This window comes from Pseudoalteromonas sp. Ps84H-4 (assembly GCF_024124645.1).
Taxonomy (GTDB): domain Bacteria; phylum Pseudomonadota; class Gammaproteobacteria; order Enterobacterales; family Alteromonadaceae; genus Pseudoalteromonas; species Pseudoalteromonas lipolytica_C.
Genome location: NZ_JAMXSK010000016.1, coordinates 81,310 through 100,976, shown reverse-complemented (window position 1 = coordinate 100,976; position 19,667 = coordinate 81,310). Strand labels below are relative to the sequence as shown.

The 19,667-nt window shown below is 42.0% G+C and carries 23 protein-coding genes; 14 read left to right on the top strand and 9 right to left on the bottom strand.

Translation table 11 applies throughout. The annotated features are described in order from the left end of the window. The first annotated feature begins 374 nt into the window (after positions 1 to 374). Complete coding sequence (locus tag NH454_RS14555) at positions 375 to 968, top strand: hypothetical protein (protein WP_253039432.1); 594 nt, start codon at positions 375 to 377, stop codon at positions 966 to 968. Positions 969 to 970: 2 nt separating this feature from the next. Here the strand turns inward: NH454_RS14555 and NH454_RS14550 are convergent, their stop codons facing one another. Continuing rightward, complete coding sequence (locus tag NH454_RS14550; RefSeq protein WP_135922927.1) at positions 971 to 1,336, bottom strand: hypothetical protein; 366 nt, start codon at positions 1,334 to 1,336, stop codon at positions 971 to 973. A gap of 127 nt (positions 1,337 to 1,463) precedes the next feature. Here NH454_RS14550 and NH454_RS14545 point away from each other — a divergent pair, with 127 nt between their 5' ends. Continuing rightward, positions 1,464 to 1,910, top strand: a complete 447-nt coding sequence (locus NH454_RS14545; RefSeq protein ID WP_135922926.1) for a TerB family tellurite resistance protein — start codon at positions 1,464 to 1,466, stop codon at positions 1,908 to 1,910. A 268-nt stretch (positions 1,911 to 2,178) separates the two neighbouring features. Here NH454_RS14545 and NH454_RS14540 read toward each other — a convergent pair whose 3' ends face one another. Continuing rightward, complete coding sequence (locus tag NH454_RS14540; RefSeq protein ID WP_253039430.1) at positions 2,179 to 2,748, bottom strand: NAD(P)H-dependent oxidoreductase; 570 nt, start codon at positions 2,746 to 2,748, stop codon at positions 2,179 to 2,181. Positions 2,749 to 2,863: 115 nt separating this feature from the next. On the opposite strand from NH454_RS14540, the gene NH454_RS14535 reads away from it, so the two are divergent. Next, entirely contained in the window at positions 2,864 to 3,757 is an 894-nt protein-coding gene (locus NH454_RS14535; RefSeq protein WP_138558513.1) for a LysR family transcriptional regulator, read from the top strand. On the opposite strand, the gene norR is transcribed toward NH454_RS14535, so the two are convergent. Then, positions 3,754 to 5,316, bottom strand: coding sequence for a nitric oxide reductase transcriptional regulator NorR (gene norR, locus NH454_RS14530; protein ID WP_253039428.1), 1,563 nt, complete (start codon positions 5,314 to 5,316; stop codon positions 3,754 to 3,756). The genes NH454_RS14535 and norR overlap by 4 nt on opposite strands. A 156-nt stretch (positions 5,317 to 5,472) precedes the next feature. Here norR and NH454_RS14525 point away from each other — a divergent pair, with 156 nt between their 5' ends. Together NH454_RS14525 and hmpA are read left to right on the top strand one after the other, a co-directional pair. Continuing rightward, complete coding sequence (locus tag NH454_RS14525) at positions 5,473 to 6,705, top strand: NnrS family protein (RefSeq protein WP_253039426.1); 1,233 nt, start codon at positions 5,473 to 5,475, stop codon at positions 6,703 to 6,705. A gap of 20 nt (positions 6,706 to 6,725) precedes the next feature. Further along, on the top strand, positions 6,726 to 7,889 hold the full coding sequence (gene hmpA / locus NH454_RS14520) for an NO-inducible flavohemoprotein (protein WP_253039425.1): 1,164 nt from the start codon (positions 6,726 to 6,728) through the stop codon (positions 7,887 to 7,889). 39 nt (positions 7,890 to 7,928) lie between these two features. Here the strand turns inward: hmpA and NH454_RS14515 are convergent, their stop codons facing one another. The 3 genes from NH454_RS14515 to NH454_RS14505 form a co-directional block, all read right to left on the bottom strand. Further along, positions 7,929 to 8,303, bottom strand: coding sequence for a hypothetical protein (locus NH454_RS14515; protein ID WP_253039424.1), 375 nt, complete (start codon positions 8,301 to 8,303; stop codon positions 7,929 to 7,931). Further along, complete coding sequence (locus NH454_RS14510) at positions 8,293 to 9,918, bottom strand: S41 family peptidase (protein ID WP_138558518.1); 1,626 nt, start codon at positions 9,916 to 9,918, stop codon at positions 8,293 to 8,295. Before NH454_RS14510 ends, NH454_RS14515 begins: the two co-directional genes overlap by 11 nt. Before the next feature lie 100 nt (positions 9,919 to 10,018). Beyond that, positions 10,019 to 10,672, bottom strand: coding sequence for an endonuclease (locus NH454_RS14505; protein ID WP_199527100.1), 654 nt, complete (start codon positions 10,670 to 10,672; stop codon positions 10,019 to 10,021). Positions 10,673 to 10,787: 115 nt separating this feature from the next. Between NH454_RS14505 and NH454_RS14500 the strand changes: the two genes are divergently transcribed. Next, positions 10,788 to 11,141, top strand: coding sequence for a VOC family protein (locus tag NH454_RS14500; protein WP_135922917.1), 354 nt, complete (start codon positions 10,788 to 10,790; stop codon positions 11,139 to 11,141). On the opposite strand, the gene NH454_RS14495 is transcribed toward NH454_RS14500, so the two are convergent. After that, positions 11,116 to 11,841 carry a hypothetical protein gene (locus NH454_RS14495; protein WP_235382602.1) on the bottom strand — a complete coding sequence of 242 codons (726 nt, stop codon included), beginning with the start codon at positions 11,839 to 11,841 and terminating at the stop codon, positions 11,116 to 11,118. The two genes, NH454_RS14500 and NH454_RS14495, sit on opposite strands and share 26 nt — an antisense overlap. Positions 11,842 to 11,999: 158 nt before the next feature. Here NH454_RS14495 and NH454_RS14490 point away from each other — a divergent pair, with 158 nt between their 5' ends. Beyond that, positions 12,000 to 12,380: a hypothetical protein gene (locus NH454_RS14490; protein ID WP_135922915.1), complete on the top strand. Its 381-nt coding sequence runs from the start codon at positions 12,000 to 12,002 to the stop codon at positions 12,378 to 12,380. 7 nt (positions 12,381 to 12,387) lie between these two features. Here the strand turns inward: NH454_RS14490 and NH454_RS14485 are convergent, their stop codons facing one another. Then, positions 12,388 to 12,825, bottom strand: a complete 438-nt coding sequence (locus NH454_RS14485; protein ID WP_135922914.1) for a PaaI family thioesterase — start codon at positions 12,823 to 12,825, stop codon at positions 12,388 to 12,390. Positions 12,826 to 12,985: 160 nt separating this feature from the next. Here NH454_RS14485 and lexA point away from each other — a divergent pair, with 160 nt between their 5' ends. From lexA to NH454_RS14460, 5 genes are all read left to right on the top strand, one after another. Further along, entirely contained in the window at positions 12,986 to 13,603 is a 618-nt protein-coding gene (gene lexA / locus NH454_RS14480) for a transcriptional repressor LexA (RefSeq protein ID WP_063702469.1), read from the top strand. Between the two features lie 437 nt (positions 13,604 to 14,040). Next, positions 14,041 to 15,186 (top strand): cytochrome c oxidase subunit II, encoded by a 1,146-nt coding sequence (gene coxB, locus NH454_RS14475; protein WP_253039423.1) that lies wholly within the window; start codon positions 14,041 to 14,043, stop codon positions 15,184 to 15,186. Further along, positions 15,183 to 16,775, top strand: coding sequence for a cytochrome c oxidase subunit I (gene ctaD, locus NH454_RS14470; RefSeq protein ID WP_135922912.1), 1,593 nt, complete (start codon positions 15,183 to 15,185; stop codon positions 16,773 to 16,775). The genes coxB and ctaD overlap by 4 nt, the downstream gene beginning before the upstream one ends. After that, on the top strand, positions 16,775 to 17,305 hold the full coding sequence (locus NH454_RS14465) for a cytochrome c oxidase assembly protein (RefSeq protein WP_235382589.1): 531 nt from the start codon (positions 16,775 to 16,777) through the stop codon (positions 17,303 to 17,305). The genes ctaD and NH454_RS14465 overlap by 1 nt, the downstream gene beginning before the upstream one ends. Positions 17,306 to 17,340: 35 nt before the next feature. Beyond that, on the top strand, positions 17,341 to 18,216 hold the full coding sequence (locus NH454_RS14460; RefSeq protein WP_135922910.1) for a cytochrome c oxidase subunit 3: 876 nt from the start codon (positions 17,341 to 17,343) through the stop codon (positions 18,214 to 18,216). Here NH454_RS14460 and NH454_RS22445 read toward each other — a convergent pair. Further along, positions 18,116 to 18,427, bottom strand: a complete 312-nt coding sequence (locus NH454_RS22445) for a DUF2909 domain-containing protein (RefSeq protein WP_366030945.1) — start codon at positions 18,425 to 18,427, stop codon at positions 18,116 to 18,118. The genes NH454_RS14460 and NH454_RS22445 overlap by 101 nt on opposite strands. A 14-nt stretch (positions 18,428 to 18,441) precedes the next feature. On the opposite strand from NH454_RS22445, the gene NH454_RS14450 reads away from it, so the two are divergent. Continuing rightward, complete coding sequence (locus NH454_RS14450; RefSeq protein WP_253039422.1) at positions 18,442 to 19,191, top strand: SURF1 family protein; 750 nt, start codon at positions 18,442 to 18,444, stop codon at positions 19,189 to 19,191. After that, positions 19,172 to 19,666: a transmembrane cytochrome oxidase associated protein gene (locus NH454_RS14445; protein WP_253039421.1), complete on the top strand. Its 495-nt coding sequence runs from the start codon at positions 19,172 to 19,174 to the stop codon at positions 19,664 to 19,666. The genes NH454_RS14450 and NH454_RS14445 overlap by 20 nt, the downstream gene beginning before the upstream one ends. Position 19,667 lies beyond the last annotated feature (1 nt).

Below are 19,667 nucleotides of genomic sequence, written 5' to 3'. Positions count from 1 at the left end.
CGCGGCGAGAGCCGCGTTTTTATTTTTGGGAACATTTTAGCCAATAACTATGTAAGGTTATGATTGATAGAAGCTTTGCTTTTGGTGATTGGCACTCTTTATTAGTCTTGTAGTCAAAATAAAATAACTCAGCTGTTTAAATTGTCTGTGTTATTTCTGCAAATGATACTCATGTATCTAAATCTTTTAAGAATTAATGGTTTGGTTGTTTTGTATGAGCGCACTCATTTTTAGTAGTTGTTTTATATTGCAACTTGTTGGCGCTATATGAGCGTGCTCACCAGATGGTTTTAGGTTGTTTAGCTAATTTATTTCCTTTCTGCTTAGGGGCAGGCTAGGCTAGCGACATTATAATTCAAATAAAGGAGCACACCATGAAATACTTAGTGGCATCGATACTCGTAGCAGCATCATCAGTAGCGGCTGCACGACCTGCGCCGTTAGTGTCAATTCCAAGCCATGACGGCTTTTTTGATAACATTGCGGCCCATTGCGGTAAAGCTTACGAAGGTAAAGTGAGCGTTGATAACGCTGCAGGCCCTAGCTCGTTTGCGGGCAAAAAGTTAGTAATGCATGTACGTCGTTGTAACGAGCGTGAGTTACAAGTGCCATTTCATGTGGGTGATGATGCATCTCGTACTTGGATCATCACAAAAACGGGCAGTGGACTTAGTTTAAAGCATGATCATCGCCATGAAGATGGCAGCGATGACAAATCAACCATGTATGGTGGTCATACCCTTGATGCGGGTTTTGCTAATGCGCAGTCATTCCCGGCTGATCAATATTCAAAAGAATTGTTTGCAAGCCAAGGTATTCCCCAATCAATGGGTAACACGTGGCAAATGTATATTTATCCAAAGCAATTTACGTATCGCTTAGTACGTGAAGGACGTGAGTTTCGCGTTGATTTTGATTTAACTAAACCTATTACGCCGCCAAGCGCACCATGGGGATATGAAGACTAGTACTATTTAGCTTCGTCTTCACATTGCAAAACAACCGTTAAAGGTGGCTGGTAGGCACGTGGTTTAGTTGGAAAACGTTCATACTCCTGCACCCCATCAGTCACCCTTAACATAAACGGTTCATCTTTACAGAGCCGACTTGCGTGACGTAATAAAAAAACGCTTTGGTTTTTGAAGTGTGCGTAATCATCCGATTGAATTTCTAGATGATAGCGGCCATCTGCTAGTTTGGTTTGATAGTAGTGCACCTTTTCGTCGAAATCGTAGAGCTTTTCTGTTTCGTCTTTTGCTGCGTGCGCATTACTGCAAACCACTAACATTAAAAAGGCGCTAATTAATAGTGCTGGTGTACTTCTCACTTCACTCATAAACACTTAACTCCATGTGATTAAAACCTTGTTTCATAATGATGTTGAACCTGAATTAGCATCCATAGTCAAACTAAGGTAACGTAATGTCTTATACGTAGTCTAACACCCATAGGGGACAAATGTGATGCTCAACAAAATAAAACAACTTTTTTCAACTATGAGTGAGTCGCAATCTAGTATCAGTGAGCATGATCTCAAAACTGCTGTTGCTGCGCTGTTAATTGAGGTTATGCGTGCCGATGATGAATTACAGGATGATGAGCAACAGACCCTGAATGAGACCTTAAAAAAATATTTTTCTTTAACGGATGAAGCTGTTGAAGAGCTTATTGATGGTGCTTCACAAAGCTTAGATGATGCTATTGATTACTTTCAGTTTTCTAAGCAAATTAATGCTCAGTGCAGCGCCGAGCAACGTATTGATATCATCGAACTGTTGTGGCGATTAGCCTACGCAGATGGCAATTTAGATAAGCATGAGGAAATGGTTATTCGCCGCGTCGCAAGCTTACTGTATGTAACCCATGAAGACTTTATCGCTGCTAAGCTAGCAGCGACAAAGCTAAGCTAGGACGTGTTGACCTTTGTGGATTAAAATTTGTTCACTCTAGGGGCGATTTTATCGCGGCGCGAGATTTGTAACCTAGTGGGCTAAGTAAAAATCGAGCAACAAAGAGTTAATCGTCCCTAGGAAGAACCCGAAGGGCAGCGCGTGTTTGGCATTGATACTGCGTTATCGCCTATTTATGTGGAACAACCACACTACATAGGCTCTGCCTTGCCTAAATACCAAACACACTGCTGCAAAATTAATCATAAAAGGTCAACACGCCCTTATATTACTTATTTAATTTGCTCGCTACGCTGACAAGTTGCTGGGCAAGGCTAGCAACTTTTTCGGCTGTATCAGCATCGCTGATGCGGCCTTGCTCATCTAATTTAGTGTGGATAGCAGCCACTGCGAGTTGATCGGCAAGCACTAAACTACCAATACCCGATAAAATATCACGTACGTGATTTAAACCACGTAAGCCACCTAAGCCACCCGGCGAAGCTGCATAAAGTGCTGTAACTTTATTGCGAAATGCAGGTACTGCACCTTGCTCTGTTCGAGATGCCCAATCGATTGCGTTTTTAAGTGGTGCTGTAATTGAGCCATTATATTCTGGGCTTGCTAATAAAATGCCATCAGCTGCGCGAAGCTTATCTTTTAATAATTGTGCGCCAGTAGGTGTACCTTGCGCTTCAATATCTTCATCAAATAAAGGTAAGTCTAAATCACTTAATTTAATCACTTCTACTTCAGCACCACTTTCGAGGGCGAAGCGTGCAGCTTCATTAATCAGTTTTTGATTAAAGCTGTCTTTACGTAGGCTGCCTGCTAGGGCAATAATTTTTGGTGCTGTCATGATGGCTTCCTTTTTTAAGCTTCACTGTTGATATGCTCACTTTAGCAAAAAACAGCTTGCAGAAAAGCCAAATAAACGCAAAACTTATGTGCGTATATGCACACTAGGAGCCGTTATGGCGATTCAATTTGATGATTGGCAAGATGTAAAAGTCGCTTATGAGGTGGCAAGGCTCGGCACGTTAACCGCTGCTGCCGAATCGTTAGGTGTTCATCACAGCACAGTGCTTAGAAGAATCAACAATTTAGAAGATAACCTTGATGCGCGGTTATTTCACCGTCATGCTCGGGGTTATACAGTGACAGAAATTGGCGCTAAGTTGTTTGCCACTGCAAAATCGATTAACGCTGAACTTGAAAAGCTTCATAACGATATTGTTGCTGCAGATAGCCAATTGCGAGGCAGTTTATTATTAACTACGGTCAGTGGTTTTATTGATGTGCTGAGCGATGTGTGTGAGCAGTTTCAAAGTCTGCACCCGCAAGTGCAACTCGAAGTTATTCTTGATCAAAACCGTTTACGCCTTGATCACGGTCAAGCGCATATTGCTGTGCGAGCGGGCCCTCGCCCTGACGAAGGTGACTATATTGCCCAGCATTTAGCTGAGCTTTCATCAGGATTTTATGCTTCTAAGAGCTATATTGAAAAGTATGGTATGCCAAAAAACCTTCAGCAGTTGCAGCAGCATAGTTTTGTATCTGGGGTGGCTGGCTATAACGGTAAAGTCCCTTATTTTGCATGGGTAGATCAGCACATTGAGCCGGCGCAAATTAAGTTGCGGGTGTCTGAAACATCAGAAGCAACACGGGCGATTGTCAGAGGCTTAGGAATTGGTGGTCTACAGCATGAAGTGGCAAGCCAATACCCTGATCTGCTTCCAGTGCTTCCTAAAGAGCTAAACTGGCCAACAGACCTTTGGCTGGTGACACATCACTTGGTGCATCGCACAGCCAAAGTACAAGCATTTAGTCAGCTTTTAAAAGCGTATTTTAAAGCGTTAAAAGCTTAAACAGACTTTTTAACGCTAATGCCTAGCCGTTTGGCTAGGCGCACAAGGTTGGCTCTATCAACGCTTAAGCTGCGTGCTGTGGCTGCCCAGTTGAGGTTATTTAACTCAAGCTGTTGCATAATCAACTGATAGCTAAACGCATCGGTTGCCTCTTTCAGCGATAAGCGAGCGGTTTTTTGTTCGTTAACAGCAATTGGACTTGGTGTTGCAACCGCTGTTTTAGCAATATCACAATGCTCAGGCTCAATAGTAACAATGCTTTGTTGCCATTGCTGTTGCTTGGCTTTGAGTGCTGCGCGGCTGATCACATGTTCAAGCTCTCTCACATTGCCCGGCCAATTATATTGGCGCAGCAGTAATTGTGTATCGCTACTTAGCTTAAGTTGTTTAATCCCTAGTTTTTTAGACGTTTGTTCAACAAAAAAGCCTGCCAGTAAAATAACATCGTTGTCGCGCTCTTTTAATGGTGCAACATGCAATGGGTAGACGCTTAATCGGTGATAAAGGTCTGCACGAAAGCGTCCTGCAGCGACTTCTTGTTTTAAGTTTCGGTTGGTTGCTGCAATCACTCTAACATCGACATAACGGCTTTGGTCTTCTCCCACCGTTTGTACTTCACCACTTTGTAAAACGCGCAATAACTTACTTTGCATCGCAAGCGGAAGCTCGCCGATTTCATCTAGAAATAGCGTGCCGCCATCGGCAAGTTGAAACTTACCCTGGCGCGCAGTATGTGCGCCAGTAAACGCGCCTTTACTATGACCAAAAAATTCACTTTCGGCTAAGTTCTCTGGTAATGATGCGCAGTTTAAGTGGATCAACGGCATATCACGGCGTTTTGAGTTTAAATGGATATTGCGTGCAACCAGCTCTTTACCGACGCCTGTGTCGCCTTGTATCAATACGCTAAATTCTGAGGCAGCTACGAGCTGGATATCATTTTTAAGGGTCTGCATTGCTTGGCTATTGCCAATAATTTCGACACCTTCTCGTGTTAGCGCTTCAAGATTAAGCTGTTGTGCAACTTGATGACTGTGCTGTGCGTGTTGCATAAGATGCTGCAAGGTTAGGGCATGCTCAACATAGCCTGCTGCTAGCTGTTTTAGTTGATTGAGCTCGTTCACTGTTAAAGCGTCAAAGGCATGTTCATCTAAACTATCAAAGGTTAAAACACCGAGTAATTCAGTGTTGTCTTTGCTGCTCTGCAGCGGCACACCCATGCAGGCATGAACAGGAAAGTCTCCATGCTGGCTTTGTAATAAACCATCGTAGGGATCGGGTAGGCCACAATCTTTGGCAAATTTTAGCGGTTCACTGCCACGGCATATTTCAAATAAGCGCGGATGCTCCGCTATTTTAAAGCGTCTTCCTAACGTATCGTCCGACAATCCATGTAGGGCTACGGGCTTTAACACATCGCCTTGTTTCAATAATAAGGCAACTGCATCACATTCAAGCCAATCATTAATGCAACTCAACAAGTAGCTGAAATTATGATCAACACTGCTTGCTTTGGTAAGTGCAAGTGCAACATCAAGAAGGGATTTTTTGAACGTCATGTCAATTTGACCTGAATGTGTTTTATTGATGTTTTTAATGGTGTGTCATTTTGACTTGCTTATCAAGTGTTTAAATTTAATGCATTGATATTTAATGGTTTTTATTTTTGGCTTGAACTGTGCAATAGCTAGGGAAATTAAACGCTGAGAGCACGAATGAAAGTCATTAATTTAACTGAACCTATGCCAACTAAGATCAAATTTTATCAACTCAGCCAGTGGCCGTTATGGGCATTAGCATTTCGGCCTTTTTTCTTGGCGGCAGGTGCCTTAGCTGTATTTGCTATGAGTTACTGGTTTTTAATTTTGGCGGGCTATGCACAGTGGCACCTAACAATGCCCGCAACGCTTTGGCATGCTCATGAAATGCTGTTTGGCTTTGCAGGCGTGGTTGCCATGGGCTTTTTGCTAACCGCCGCACAAACATGGACAGGTGTGGCGAGTGTAAGTGGTATTAAGCTTTGTTTGCTTAGCATGATTTGGCTTGCTGCAAGGCTTAGTTTTTTTATTGAGATTGCAGGGGTCGAGCAGCTAAACCTTTATATTGTTAGTGCGCTACAACTCGTTTGGTGGCTAGCTGGAATTATTATCTTAGCTGACATGCTGATACAGGCAAAAAGCAGCCATAACTACTTATTTGTTGTCATCGCATCTTTGCTCTGTGCGCTCAATGTGATTTTTTTGAGCTTAGTTGTACTTAATAAAATGTCGCTGGCACTGGGGGTTGTTGATACCGCTGTACTTATCATGACACTGCTAGTTGGCGTTGTGGCTGGGCGAGTTGTGCCATTTTTTACCGCACGCGGTCTTAACTTAAGTGAACAAGTTAGCACCCCCAAACTCGATAAATTAGTCGTTGTTAGCTCATTTTTCGCCATTGCGTGGTTCTTTATGAGTCAGCTATTTTTTAGTGCAATGAGTACTGGTTGGATCTTTGCTTGGCTTGCTTGTTTACATGGGGCTCGGTGTGTTTTGTGGTGGCATAAAGGGATTTTAAAAGTACCTTTGCTATGGTCATTACACGTGGCTTATTGGGCTTTATCGGTTGGTTTAATACTCATCGCGCTGAGTTATTGCAGCCCTATTATCTTATTCAAAGATGCGCTTCATCTGATCACTGTTGGCACCATAGGTGTGATGATCATCGCCATGATGGTTCGTGTCTCTCACGGTCATACAGGGCGTGCATTACAAGCCCCTGCGTTTATTAGTTTGGCATTTTTACTCATTGCGTTAGCTGCCATTGTACGTTCGTTACTTCCCGTTTATTTAGGTCATCACCTTGCATGGCAGTTAAGTGCGTTGCTTTGGATTGCTGGCTTTAGCTTATTTTTATTTCATTGTGCGCCCATTTTAGTCAATCGTCGTGTTGATGGTCGCCGCGGTTAATCTCTCCAATAGGAAAAACTATGTTATCTGAAAAAACGATCCAGATTGTTAAAAGTACTTTGCCTTTGCTTGCACAAGCAGGACCTCAAGTGACTGAGTATTTTTATGATCGTATGTTTAGCTACAACCCAGAGCTTAAAAATATTTTTAATATGACACATCAGCAATCGGGCACTCAGCAATTCGCGTTGTTTAATGCTTTGGCGGCCTATGCTGCAAATATTGATAACTTGGCAGTGTTAAAAGGAGCGCTTGCGCGCATTAATCACAAACACACCAGCTATCATATTTTGCCAGAGCATTACCCTATTGTTGGTGGGCATTTGATTGCGACTTTAAAAGAGTTGCTGCCTGAGCAATTTACCCCTGAGGTCGAGTACGCATGGCGTGAAGCTTATTCTTTATTAGCGGATGTATGTATCACCGAAGAGATGGCGTTATACCAAACGACCAAAAAGGCGGCGGGAGGCTGGTTTGGTACCCGTACTTTCACCATTACAGAAAAACGGATGGAATCAGCGCAAATATGTAGTTTTACATTAACACCTGTCGATGCAAAACCTGTTGTGGCGTATTTACCGGGCCAATATTTAGGGATAAAAGTTTCGCCAGTAAACAGCGACTTAACTCAAGTTAGGCAATACTCATTGTCGCAACAAAGTAACGGTCGAAATTATCGAATTAGCGTGAAAAAAGAAGGCTTAGTATCTAATTACTTACATAGCTTAGCAGAGGGAGATGAGGTAGAGATTTACCCACCTGCTGGAGACTTTGTGCTTCGCGAAATTGATTTTCCTGTCGTGTTGGTTTCGGCAGGTGTTGGTCAAACCCCAATGATGGCCATGCTCGAGACATTATTAAGTAATCAACATAACCAGCCAATTCATTACCTGCATGCTTGTGACAGTGAGACGCAGTTTGCCTTTAAAGAGTATTTATTAAAACAACAGCAAGCGCACGCTTCATTACATTGTGTTACTTGGTTTAAAGATGGCAAGGGGGGAGATTTTGCGGGTTTGATGGATGTAAATCACATTGCTGCCAGCTTACCAATTAGTAAAGGTGATTTTTACCTGTGTGGTCCAATCGCATTTATGGCAATGATAAAAGAGCAGCTACTTAGTTTAGGGGTTGCAAGTGAGCGAATTCATTATGAGGTGTTTGGCCCCCATCAACAGTTATAAAACAACGAAAGGCGCAGTGTGTTACTGCGCCTTTATTGTCTATTCTGCTTCACATTCTACATTCGGTAGTGGTACTCGGAGCTCTTTTTTGGGGTAGTAAAGCTGACATTGCTCGCCCGCCTTTTGCAACACAAACTTCTCAGAAGGAATTGAATGAGCGCCCATAATTGGCAAGCCATCAGGCCCTTTATTTGTTCCATGATCTATCAATAGTTCAGCACTTTTAGTAAACACGTTATCAGCTAAAGTAACCAATGGGCCCCCTTTAGCTGATTGAATCGCTTGTTGTATTTCAGTGATTACGCCAGGATTTACGCGCGTTAACGTGGCGTTTTGTGGCTCCTCTGCTTGGGTGCTTTTACAGCCCGTTAAACTCACTAATAGTGCGCAAGTGAAAAGTGCTTTATTGTTCATTGTTGTCGTCCTTAGCCGGTGATGGACGTGTTAAGTCCATGTTTTCCTTATAAAGCGGTTGTTTATAAGAAAGTGGGATTCCACTGGCTTGTTCTGCTTGAGAGGCATAGCTTGGTTGTTTGATGCTATTTGTTTGTACAACAATTGGACAGCTGCCATTCTCAATATGATGTATTGCTGTTGAAAATAAGCGTTCTTGTGTATCACCTAGTTTGTTATCAAAATCATCAGCAACTACACAGCCTTTAACATCTGCATCAAACTGAGGTGAAGGAGTTGGTTTAAAACCGTCAGCATATTCCCCAAAGCCTTTATCATTAGCTCCAGAGAATTGGATAGTGTAGTAAGTGGTGGCGCAATTATGAGTGGGTGTAAAGCCATAAGGCTTGCCGCAGGTCGTATCACCAATAAGTATGACTTCTGCATCTATACCTTTTAAACCATTTATAAACGCTTCTGACGCAGAACAAGTTCCTGCTGTACTTAGTACATATACTTTAGATAAGTTGAGATCAGGAAGTCGGCTATTGGTTGTTTGAAATGTAGAGTAATCTATTTCACGGTCAATAAATGGGTAAGGAGCCTCTTGTGGTTGCTTGTCGTTTTTGATGGTTTGATAGTAGTAATAGTCATCAGTATTAGCTGGGCCGGCAACCATATAAGCTAGCTGAGATGATAACGCTAATAAGCCGCCACCATTATACCTAAAGTCAATTACTAGCTCGTCAATGTTATCGCTTTTAAACTTATTAACAGCGCTTATTAGCTCTGGTTGAGCAATACTAATAAAACTATTAAATTGCATATAGCCGACTTTTGTACCATTGGCGGTAGTGATGGTATTAACATTCTGAACAGGTGTTTGCGCGATATTGCCCGCTACAAGTGTGAATGATTTTTCACTGCCATCGTTACTGCGCACAACAAAGTTATGCGAATCACCCGCTGTTGGTCCAAAAAGCGCTTCATTTAAAATATCTACGCCTTCTTGGGTATTAGTGTTAATACTAACGCCGTCGACCATTAAAATAGTATCACCGCGCTGTAATCCGACATTTTTAGCTGGTGAATCATCTTCTAAATAAGCAATACGTAATTCACGAGGGGGGACATTGCTTAAAAATGCCCAGTTAATACCGTAGCCAGAAACCACGCCTGATTGTGCTTCTTTATAGTACTCTTCGGTTGGGCGACTGAAGTGGAAGTTATCTTTATATGCCCCTGAGTCAGTTGTTTGATATGTTTTTAATTGCGCAAAATAAGCGGCGACAGAGTTGAAGTTGTCTGGGTCGTTATCTTCAATCTCATCGTACCAAAGGTAAGTTTCATCACTCCATGAACGTAACCACATTTTTTCTGTAAACTCACTGCCAGCAGTATCTGGGTAAGGTCTATTATTATTGTAAGGGTCATTGCCTGTTCGAGGAACCGCACATTGGTTTTTAAATTCACTTGATGGGGCGAAAACTCCTGCCGTCCAAGATGGCTCAGAAGTTGTTGGCGGTGGCGGATTAGTTGTACTATCAGACGAGCCACTTCCTCCTCCGCATCCTGTTAATGAGAAGCCAGACACTGCCAAAAACACCGCTAGAGCAAGTTTATTACAATTAAACATATGAATTACTTTCCTGTAAATATTTGCTTAAAACGTATCAATAACTATAGTCCATAGCAATAGATAGCCGCCCCTTTTTTATGAACATTATTGCTCTAAACTAGAGTGCTTTACGGTCATTTACTTGAGCCACTTCAAGTCGTTGCCATGCCTCGAATAGCTGTCGTTGTTTATCAGAAATTTTTAATCCGTAGGTTTGCTGCATGTAGAAATAGGCATCAGCGATACGTTTTCGTGCATAAATAGGAGGCTCAAACACCCGTTGCTTAAAATCTATTTTAATAGGACAAGCACCGTATTTAGGACTATGGGATGTGACCATTCCATAGCGAAAATTAGAGCGATCAGCGTTGATTTCACCTATTGCAGGTGCCAGATTATTGATATCAGCTTCCATTTTACGGAACTTTTCGCTGACTTTTCGGCAATTTTTGCGTCCGCCGTTTTGCCAACATTGTAACTGATGGCCGAATTCCCACGCAGGTACTATGTGCTCCCACTCAATTCGTTTTGCGCGAACATTTTCTTTGCCTGAACGTGTCATTGCATTTCGAGGTATATAGCCACATCCACTAGGATCTGGGACAAGTTTCTTACCTTGGCGTTTTATGTCACATCCACAGTAAAGGCTTTTACTATTGTCTGGTAGGGTTTTTATTAAGTGCTTTTTGGCACTAGAAAAGCTTGAAAATTGCTCTGCATTTACAGAGAAATTGATTATTAAACAAAGGGTAAAGTAGAGAAATAAACGCATATCCATCACATCAGTGAACTACAGGAAAGCTCATTTTAGAGTGACTATTCTAAAAGGAAAAGTTTTTCAACTCAGCTATAGTTGTTAGGCCGTTTTTATTAAAGGAATTACTACTATGTTACTAGGTGCTTTTTCTGTGAGTTTAAATGTAAAAGATATCCATGCCTCTAAGCTGTTTTATGAAAAGCTGGGTTTTAAAGAGTTTGCCGGCGAAATAGAGCAGCATTGGCTAATTATGAAAAACGGTGAACATTTAATTGGTTTGTTTCAAGGAATGTTTGATAAAACCATGCTGACCTTTAACCCCGGTTGGGATCAAAATGCTAAAACGTTGGCTGAGTTTGCTACTTTTGAGCAATTAGCTCTGCATTTTCAGCAGCAAGGTTTAGCAATTCAAAAGGCCGGTGAAGCGAGCTTTATTATCACCGACCCAGATGGCAACCCTATTTTGATAGACCAACACGTGTAGCTGGTTTTTTACGCTTTATACGAACGTTTTGCAGTAACAAAACAATTCCGGTAATACAAAACAGCACGCTGGTGGCTGAGAAGCTGATAAGCAGTGGGTTATTAAAGTTTTCTCGCTCGTCGTAATCCATAATATGCAGCATCCAGAAAAAGTCGAAAATACGCCACAGGGTGCTGCGCACAGTGATGACTTTACCGTTTTGGCTGTCTAAATATATGGTTGTCGCAAGCCAATCATCGAAACGAACTTGCCATATGTTTTGTTTATGTGCAGCTTCGCGGGGTCCTTGTTTTAATTGCTGTACTTGCAAAACATTGGCATCAATCAGTAAGTGTGCTTTGGCGTTCGCGATAATTTCAGCCTCACTGGGTTTTGCCATGGGAGCTCCAGTATGACCATTAAAGCTGACAGTGCTTTGCTCAGTAGTAACTTCAATGATTGGTGCATTTAAAAAGTGACTATAGTTAATCGCTTTTATTTGTTGAAATTGGGCGGTTATCCGATCAACTGATGCTGTGTAATCAGCCATCATAAATGGATTATCTAAACTGCGTTTTGCTAAATGTTTACCATGGACTTTTTCGAGGGGGAGTGAACTCATTACTAAGCCTCCCGATAGCCATAGAAGTAGCTGAATGGCTAGCAGATAGCCAAGCCATTTATGCCCTTTGCGAGCATATTTGAACATGCGTTTATTCATCATTACTCCGTTATTATTGTTGTATGGGAGCTATTTTAGGTTGTTTAACTGTATTGCCAATGCGGCATAATGTCGCATTAACTGTATTCTAGATTTGGTATATATACAAAACTGAGTTAAAGTTTCAGTCGATATCAATAGAGGGTAAAAACGAGAGTATGTCGGAAATTCAATTTTTAAATGTGGATCTGGAGCTTGAATCAAAGCACGATATTAGTGCACTTGTTGCTGATTTAAAGAAAAATGCCATGGTTTTACATTACGACCAAGATGAATACCGTCAACTAGCGCGTATTGAGGCTGCTGCTGATATCAGTACACCAGACAAAGCGATTAATCAGTTGTGTGAATTAATTGAATCGTGTTCACGAAATGCTCTTAAGCAGTGGTTGTCGTGCTCTAAACGTACATTTGATATTGGCTTTGAATCAGGCGTTTCACCAAAATGTTTTAATCAAGCCCTGCATGCTGATACTTTGTTGCGTATTTCAGCGATTGGCGCAGGGGTTGAAATTACGATTTATCCAGTCGAAAAATAGCCTGAGCTTAGCGCTCTACAACAGCTGCTGTCATTCTTGATACGCAGCAAAGCTCTCCTGCGGCATTGGTAATTTTAATATCCCACACTGAAGTGCGCTTACCTAAATGAAGAGGCTTTGCTGTGGCCGTTAATACACCCTTACGAGATGCTTTCATGTGGTTGGCATTAATTTCTTGGCCAACAGCATAAAATTTATTGAAATCAACCACAAAGTTAGCCGCATAGCTTGCCACTGTCTCTGCTAACACAACGTTCGCTCCGCCATGTACCATGCCCATAGGGTTATGATGCTCAGGAATGGCAGGCATAGTCGCCACTAAATAATCATCACCAATTTCAGTCACCTCAATGCCCATGGTTTTCATTAAAGTACCTTGCCCGGTGATCCCTTGCTCTAAACTTTTACAAAGCTCTAGTGTGATTGGTTGATGCCAAATACTCATTGTATTTCCTTGCGTGCAAATTAAAAATAATACCTTATGGCATCTTTATACCTGGTTCAATCTTAGTTTTGTAGCAATATGATGGCGTTAATTTAAATTTGCGATTTTCAGATAACTGTATATACTCACAGTTAAATGTACTGTATGGAAAACCAGTTGTATGCGCCCATTAACAAAACGCCAATCGCAAATTTTAGAACTAATTAAAGTCTTTATTAAAGATACAGGCATGCCACCTACGCGTGCTGAAATAGCTCAAACATTGGGTTTTAAAAGTGCCAATGCTGCCGAAGAGCATCTAAAAGCACTGGCAAAAAAAGGCATGATCAAAATGAAGCCTGGGGCGAGTCGTGGTATTCAATTAATTGAAGAAGACGAACCTGAGCAATTAGGTTTACCTTTAATTGGACGAGTTGCAGCGGGTGAGCCCATTTTGGCGCAAGAACATGTTGAAAGTCATTGTCAGGTTGATCCTTCACTATTTAAACCTGCGGCTGACTTTTTACTGCGTGTAAATGGTATGAGTATGAAAGACATTGGCATCATGGATGGTGATTTACTCGCAGTACATAGAACGCAAGTTGCTGAAAATGGTCAGGTTGTTGTTGCTCGTGTTGATGAAGATGTAACTGTTAAGCGTCTTGAAAAAGCTGGGCGTAAAGTATTTTTACATGCTGAAAACGAAGAATTTTCGCCAATTGAAGTTGATCTTGAGCATGAATCTTTCAATATTGAAGGGTTAGCGGTGGGTGTTATTCGTAATGCCGACTGGATGTAACTGTTTCTAAAATAGTGCACCAAATTGCTGTAATTTGGTGCGTTGCTTGTTTTTTATTATTTAGCATCGATTTGTAAACCCTTACTCTTTGTATAAAGCCTTATATGGCGCAGTTTTTCACTCTTTTTTTACTCTCACTCTGCCTCTCATTTTAAAATAACGCGCTGATTATAGTTGTTATTTTTGCACCAAAATAAACATTTATTACTACTAAAACTTGCTTATTGCTCATTTTTTAACTAATTGGTTAATACAGTGTATTAACACCTGATTAATAAAAATACACTCAAATGTGCTAGGTGTTAAACATAGGGTTGGTATCATCGCTGGGTCAAAATGATACGTAGTCGCTCTGAACAATAAAAAAAACGAATGGGCACCTTGTTGTATCGCCTTTTCGCTTTGCGTCTTGCAATAGCATTAAAAGGAGCCGTCACATGGGTAAACTGCGTTATGCCTTGTGGCTTATATTACTCGCACCTGTGCAGTTAGCATTGGCAAATAGCCAATTTAATATGCGCAAAGGGGTGACTGATATAAGTAATAGTGTTTATGAATTACACATGACGATATTCATTATCTGTTGTGTGATAGGCATCATCGTTTTTGCGGTGATGTTTTGGGCTTTGATCCACCATCGAAAGTCGAAAGGAGCCAAGCCTGCACAATTCCACGAAAGTACCAAGGTTGAAATTCTTTGGACTGCCATACCATTTGTGATCTTAATCGCCATGGCAATTCCAGCTACAAAAACACTGATAGCGATGGAAGATGCTTCTAAAGCCGATATTACAATTAAAGTAACGGGCTCACAGTGGAAATGGCATTACGAGTACATGGGCGAAGACATTGCTTATTACTCAATTCTATCTACTCCAAAAGACCAAATAGATAACCAAGCTGACAAAACAGAACATTACTTACTTGAGGTTGATAAGCCTTTAGTACTTCCTATCAATAAAAAAGTTCGTTTTCTAATGACCTCAGATGATGTTATTCACTCATGGTGGGTGCCTGACTTTGCGGTTAAAAAAGATGCGAACCCGGGCTTTATCAATGAGGCATGGACACGCATAAATGAGCCAGGCATCTACCGGGGTCAGTGTGCTGAGTTGTGTGGTAAAGATCATGGTTTCATGCCTGTTGTTGTGCAAGCGTTGCCTGAAGACGAATTTGCTAACTGGCTAGCAGAAGCTAAGCAAGAAAAGGCCAATGCTGCAGCAGCTGATGCGGCTTTATTAGATCAAACACTACCGAAAGAAGAATTAATGGTTCTTGGGGAGCAAGTTTATATGGCAAGTTGTGCGGCTTGTCATCAGCCTACAGGAATGGGCTTGCCGGGAGTGTTTCCTGCTCTTAAGGGGAGTCCAATTGTGCTTGGAGATGTAAAAGACCACATCGACATCGTATTACATGGTAAGCCGGGTACAGCGATGCAAGCATTTGATAAACAGCTTTCAATTAAGCAACTTGCTGCGGTTATCACATATAAGCGAAATGCATGGGGTAACGACACAGGCGATGTGATTCAACCAAGTCAAATTCAAGCAGCTATCGATGCAGCAACGGAGGCGAAAGAATGAGCAACGTTATTAATGAACAAGCCACTGAGCATGCGCATCATGACCATCATCCTGCAAAAGGTTTCAAACGTTGGCTTTACACCACCAATCATAAAGATATTGGCAGTTTATACCTGATATTTTCGCTCACTATGTTTTTAATTGGTGGCGCGATGGCAATGGTGATCCGCGCTGAATTGTTTCAACCTGGTTTACAACTAGTCGATCCACACTTTTTTAACCAAATGACCACAGTGCATGGTTTGATAATGGTATTTGGTGCGGTAATGCCGGCATTTACAGGGCTTGCTAACTGGATGGTGCCTATGATGATCGGTGCACCCGATATGGCGCTACCACGGATGAATAACTGGAGTTTTTGGATATTACCATTCGCGTTTTTAATCTTGTTGGCTTCGTTACTTATGCCGGGTGGTGGCCCTGCATTTGGTTGGACTTTTTATGCGCCACTTTCAACGACCTATAGTAACGATAATACAGCCTTGTTTGTGTTTGCTATACATATCATGGGTATTAGTTCAATCATGGGGGCGATTAACGTTATTGTGACTATCGTTAATATGCGAGCGCCCGGCATGACATGGATGAAGTTACCACTGTTTGTGTGGACTTGGCTTATTACGGCATTTTTGTTGATTGCTGTGATGCCTGTTTTAGCAGGGGCGGTCACTATGGTGTTGACCGATAAATACTTTGCAACCAGCTTTTTTGATGCGGCGGGGGGCGGTGACCCTGTGATGTTCCAGCACATCTTTTGGTTTTTCGGTCACCCTGAAGTGTACATCATGATTTTGCCGGCATTTGGTATTATTTCAACCATCGTGCCGACCTTCTCACGCAAGAAGTTATTTGGCTACGCTTCTATGGTGTATGCGACCTCGTCGATTGCACTTTTGAGCTTTATTGTATGGGCACACCACATGTTCACCACAGGGATGCCTGTAGCCGGTGAGCTGTTCTTCATGTATGCAACCATGCTCATTTCGGTACCAACTGGGGTTAAAGTGTTTAACTGGGTTGCAACCATGTGGCGAGGCTCAATTAGCTTTGAAATTCCGATGATGTTTGCCATTGCCTTTATTGTGCTGTTCACCTTAGGTGGGTTCTCTGGCTTGATGCTGGCGATTACACCGGCAGATTTCCAGTATCACGATACTTACTTTGTGGTTGCGCATTTCCATTATGTATTAGTGACAGGGGCTGTGTTCTCAATTATGGCAGGAGCCTACTACTGGCTACCTAAATGGACTGGCAACATGTACAACGAAACACTTGCGAAATGGCATTTCTGGCTATCGCTGATCAGTGTCAACGTGTTGTTCTTCCCTATGCACTTTGTTGGCCTTGCGGGTATGCCGCGCCGTATTCCTGATTACGCTCTTCAATTTGCTGACTTTAACGCCATTATCAGTATTGGTGGTTTTGCCTTCGGTTTATCACAGCTACTGTTCGTGCTTGTTGTTTTTAAATGCGCACGAGGCGGCGAAAAAGCACCTGCTAAGGTATGGGACGGTGCAGAAGGTTTAGAGTGGGAAGTTGATTCGCCCGCACCGTATCACACCTTTGAAACACCGCCGGAGATCAAATAATGAACCATGCACCTTTGCTCAAAAAGCTGTTGTTAGCATGCTTAGGTATGTTTGCATTCGCCTTTGCATTGGTGCCACTTTACGATGTGTTTTGTGATGTCACAGGTTTAAATGGTAAGCCATCACTCGAACAAGCAAAAGAGAGTGAAACGGTAAGCATAGACCGTCAAGTTGATGTGAGTTTTACAACGCATGCGCAAAGTGGTGCGCCTTTTGATGTGCAATCAGCTCAGTACAGTGTGGTTGTTCAACCAGGAGCGATGCGAGAAGTAAAGTTTACAGCAAAAAACACCAGTAATAACGACAAAGTGATGCAGGCTATTCCGTCTGTATCACCGGGAAAAGCAGCAAAATACTTACATAAAATCGCGTGTTTTTGTTTTGATCAACAACCACTAAAAGCGGGCGAAGAAGTTGAGTTTACCTTGTTGTTTTATGTTGATACGGAATTACCCGACGATGTAGAAGAGCTGACATTGTCCTATACCGTGTTTGATATTAGCGGGCAAGTTGTGGCTAAAAACGATTAAGCCGCCAAGCTAATTGCTAATTGGGAGCAAACAAAATGAGTCAAAATTACGAAAAATATTATGTTCCGGCCCAGAGCCCATGGCCAATAGTTGGTGCGATTGCAATGTTCTTAATTGCTGTCGGGGCAGGCCTGACAGTGATGCAAGTAAGCGCAGAAGCTAGCAGTGGTCAATATGTGTTGTATTTAGGCATTGCGATACTATGTTACATGCTGTTTAGCTGGTTTAAAAACGTCATCGAAGAATCACACAGTGGTTTATATTCAGCGCAAATGGATCGTTCATTTAGACAAGGAATGAGCTGGTTTATTTTTTCTGAAGTTATGTTTTTTATGGCATTTTTTGGTGCTCTGTTTTATGCCCGTATGATTTCAGTACCTTGGCTTGGTGGTGCTGGAAATAATGCCATGACCAATGAGGTACTCTGGCCAACGTTTGAAGCAGTATGGCCGTTGTTAACTACGCCTGCAGGTGATACAACTCAAGCAATGGGGTGGCAAGGTCTACCTCTTATTAATACGCTCATCCTACTCACCTCATCAGTCACTATCCACTTTGCTCACGTTGCAATGGAAAACAATAAGCGTGGTGCTTTAAAAGCATTTTTATCACTTACCGTGCTATTAGGCGCAATCTTTCTGGGTTTGCAAGTGTATGAATATATGCATGCATACCAAGATTTAGGTTTAACACTGGATGCTGGCGTTTATGGAAATACCTTCTTTTTATTAACGGGTTTTCATGGCATGCATGTGACGCTTGGAACCATTATTTTATTTGTCGTACTGCTTAGAATTTTTAAAGGCCACTTTACGAGCGAAAAGCATTTTGCATTTCAAGCGGCTGCTTGGTATTGGCACTTTGTAGATGTGGTGTGGTTGTGTTTATTTGTATTTGTGTACGTGCTGTAGCTTTGTGAAGCGGCGACGGGTTGGTGTAAATAAAGCCCAATTTCATTGCGGCAATAATGAGGAGCAGCACAATACCTGAAAACAGCACCCGACGACCTAAGTAATGCGACATGGGTTTCGAGTGCTCTTTTGCTGACATCATCACAAACAGCGCTCTAAATAGATTGAACAGAATATAAAGTAATAACAAAACAATAATGATTTTAATCATATTAGGTATTCCAAATGCAGTTAATTTTATGGCGTAAACAAAAGCTTAGCTCAATTATCGCAATTTGCGTTGTGGTTATTGCAGTGCTTATTTGTTTACGACTAAGCGTTTGGCAATACCAGCGAGGCGAGCAAAAACAGCAGCAACTAAGCCAGTTAGCCGTTTCGAAAGAGCAAGGAGTTTTGAGCTGGCAAGAGCTGCAAAATTTACCTAGAGAGCTGAATAAAACGGGCTTGCAAGTCAAGGTCTCTGGCGAGGTAAATAAACAGCAGTACTGGTTACTTGATAATCAAATTTATCAGGGGCAAGTGGGCTATGACTTACTAGGCGCGATGACAATTGCAGGTGAAACCGCACCTTTAATCGTTAACTTTGGTTGGCTAAAAGCTCCAACAAACCGTAACCAGTTGCCAACCGTTGTGTGGCCAGAATCAACAAGGCTTACGGCCACAGTGCAATTGAAACAAGGCAACTTACAAGGTTTTACACTTGCCGATGATATTGGTGCAGAGCAAGGCTGGCCCAAGCGCATTCAAGGCATCGATTTAGCAATTTTTAGTGCTCAATTAGCAAAGCCCTTACAAGGCTTTATTGGTTATCGCAATGAAGCAGATGGTATAGCAACCCCGCATTATCAGAGTGTTGTGATGGGACCAGATAAACATTACGCCTATGCCGTGCAGTGGTTATTAATTGGCTTGGCTTGTGTGGTTATTGCTTATTTTGCGATGAGAAGGAGAGGTTATGAAAATAAACCCGCTTAGTTTATTCGTTTTATGCTGCTTTGTGCCGCTGGCACTTGCTTATGCAGCATTAAAGCTTGAGTGGTTACCGAGTGGTTCGAGTAATCATGGTGAGCTTTTAAGGGAAGAAGTGAAACTAGCTGATTGGCAACAAGGCGAGCCTAAACAATGGACTATTGCGCTCAATTATCCAAAAGAGTGCAGTGAAGTGTGTGAAAACCAATTAGCAAGTTTAGACAACCTATACGTCGCTTTAGGGAAAAATCAGCAAAAAGTAGATGTGGCGGTACTGACGAATCAACAGCAGGTATCGGCTAATTGGCGTCAATTAGCAGTAAGTCCAGCGCTCAGAGCGGGAGACTTATATTTGGTTGATCACATGGGCTTGGTGGTTTTGCATTACCCCTATACGGCTGAGCCCGAACAAAACAGACTTATTCAAAAAGGCTTACTTAAAGATTTAAAAAAACTACTTAACTATGCGCGTTCAAGTTAAA